Below are 2,135 nucleotides of genomic sequence, written 5' to 3' on the forward strand. Positions count from 1 at the left end.
CCGGTCGGCTCGGCGCCGCCCGAACCCTGCGCCAAGACGGTGACCCGCGGCAGGCGCGGATCGACGATCGCCCCCCCGCGGGCGGGCGTGCGGCCAGGGCGGCGGCGCGGATCGGGCGGCGCGTCCAGGATGCTCCCGGCCATCGCGAGATCGACCCCGAGCACCGCGTCGAGCCCGGCCCGGGAGGCGGCTTGGACGAAGCGGATCGCGCCATACAGACCGTCTCGGTCGGTCAGCGCGATCGCGGGCTGCCCATATTGCGCCGCCCGCTCCACCAGCGCCTCCGGGGTCGCCGCGCCGTAGCGCATCGAGAACCCCGAGGCGAGGTGGAGGTGGGCGAACTCGGACATAGGTCAGGACGTCGGGCTCAGCCGGATGCGGTCGGCGCGGCGGGGCAGGCCGAGGGTGCCGCGGACCAGGGTCAGGAACTCCTGCGCGGAGCGGACCAGGTCATCCGCCTCACGCACGGTGACCATCTCGGCGCCGTCGTCGAGCGCCCACCGCCGGCGGGAGGCATAAGCGAAGAAGACCGCCCACTCCCCCAATTCGGGGGCGAGCTCGGGGACCAGCTCCCACACATTGCGCGGGCCGGTGACCCGGCTGTCGCGGCCCCGGACGATCCGGACGGCGAGCACGGCGGCGGCCGCGCGGAGAGCGGCGAGGTTGGCCTCGGCATACCGCTGACCGGCCGCCGGGGCGTGGCTGGCCTCGATAAGGCTCTCGGCCGCTCCGTCGAGCAAGTCGAGGGCACTGGCCAGCCGGGCCCCCTCAAGGGGGAATGTCGTTGTCATCGATGTCCCTTTCAGTCCTGGACCCGCAGCAAGGTCCACGTCGGTCGGCTCGCCTCGGCATCGGTGTCGCGGCCGATGTCATAGATCCCGGTGCCGGCGAGGCGGCCGGCGGTGGCCTCTACTCGCCATACGACCCGCTCGCCGACCCGGGGAGCCCCCACCGGGTCATGCCACCAGGAACGACGCTCGGTCCAGCGGTCGACGACGTGCCGCACGGCATACAGCCGACCGCGCCAGATGAATGCCGCGAGCGACTCGTCCCGGGCCTGGACATCGACGGGTTCCTCATAACGGCGGACCACGGGCGGGCTCCTTCTCGTATGGCGCGCGGCGGGCACGCGGGGTCGACGGCATGGCCGGGCGACCCGGCTAGCGGGGATTTTTAGAACACATATGCGTCGAACATCTGTTCTAAGGCGACGGTACTCCACCCGTATGGAGCGGCGTCAAGTCCCCCTCGGCCTGTCGCGCGCATCGGCGTGTCGCCGGAAATTGGCCCGCCCTTCCCATGGCGCCCGCGTCGGGAAAGCCGCCACCATGGCCGGTGGCCACGGATCATGGTCACCCCTTCGAACGGAGCACTACCCGTATGAACGTTCACCGTCGCCTCTCGATCGCAGCCGCCGGGCTGCTCACCCTCGGCACCATGGCTGTGGTCGCCCCCGCCGCCTCCGCCCGCCCGGATGCCGGCGTCGCTCCCTGCGTCTCCCACACCGACGCGGTCAATAGCGCCCGCGCCGCCGCCGGCGGCAACCGCCGGGACGCCAACGAACTCAGCGCAGCCCAGGTCAAGGCACTGGAGGCCAGCTTCGCCAAGGACGCCGCCGCCAAGGGGATTGACCCGTCGGGCTCGTCCCGCGCGGTGTCCGCCACAGTCAATGTCTACTTCCACGTCATCACCGATGGCACGAAGGGCAATCTCAGCTCGACGATGATCAACAACCAGATCACCGTCCTCAACAACGCCTACGCCGGCACCGGGTTCAGCTTTACCCTGGCGGGCACGGATTACACCAACAACGCCACCTGGTATAACGGGATCACCAATGGGTCCACCGCCGAGAAGGCGATGAAGACCGCCCTGCGCAAGGGCTCGATGGACGACCTCAACCTTTACTCCGCCAGTCTCGGCGGCGGGCTGCTCGGCTGGGCGACCTTCCCCAAGAGCAGCTATGACGTCATGGACGGTGTCGTCCTGCTCGACCAGTCGCTGCCCGGCGGCACGGCCGCGCCCTACAACCTCGGCGACACCGCGACGCACGAGGCGGGCCACTGGTTCGGTCTCTACCACACCTTCCAGGGCGGCTGTAATGGCCAGGGCGACTATGTCGCCGACACCCCCGC

The 2,135-nt window shown here is 70.4% G+C and carries 4 protein-coding genes; 1 reads left to right on the forward strand and 3 read right to left on the reverse strand.

Annotated elements, in window-relative coordinates; translation table 11 throughout:
• The 3 genes from BN13_RS17245 to BN13_RS17255 form a co-directional block, all read right to left on the reverse strand.
• The coding region (locus tag BN13_RS17245) for a PHP domain-containing protein (protein WP_048548441.1) at nt 1–350 on the reverse strand (350 nt) is incomplete at its 3' end.
• Between the two features lie 3 nt (nt 351–353).
• A complete protein-coding gene (locus BN13_RS17250; RefSeq protein ID WP_048548443.1) occupies nt 354–791 on the reverse strand; it encodes an SAV_6107 family HEPN domain-containing protein in 438 nt (145 codons plus the stop codon).
• Nucleotides 792–802: 11 nt separating this feature from the next.
• The gene (locus tag BN13_RS17255; protein WP_048548445.1) at nt 803–1,093 is read right to left on the reverse strand and encodes a DUF6504 family protein; all 291 of its coding nucleotides are present in this window, start codon (nt 1,091–1,093) and stop codon (nt 803–805) included.
• A gap of 287 nt (nt 1,094–1,380) precedes the next feature.
• On the opposite strand from BN13_RS17255, the gene BN13_RS17260 reads away from it, so the two are divergent.
• A partial coding sequence (locus BN13_RS17260) for a zinc metalloprotease (RefSeq protein WP_048549368.1) occupies nt 1,381–2,135 on the forward strand: 755 nt, incomplete at its 3' end.

This window comes from Nostocoides jenkinsii Ben 74 (genome assembly GCF_001046875.1).
In the GTDB taxonomy this organism is placed as follows: domain Bacteria; phylum Actinomycetota; class Actinomycetes; order Actinomycetales; family Dermatophilaceae; genus Nostocoides_A; species Nostocoides_A jenkinsii.

Coding starts and splice junctions, on each gene's coding strand:
- BN13_RS17250 (WP_048548443.1), bottom strand. CDS start 791: ATGACAACGACATTCCCCCTTGAGGGGGCCCGGCTGGCCAGTGCCCTC.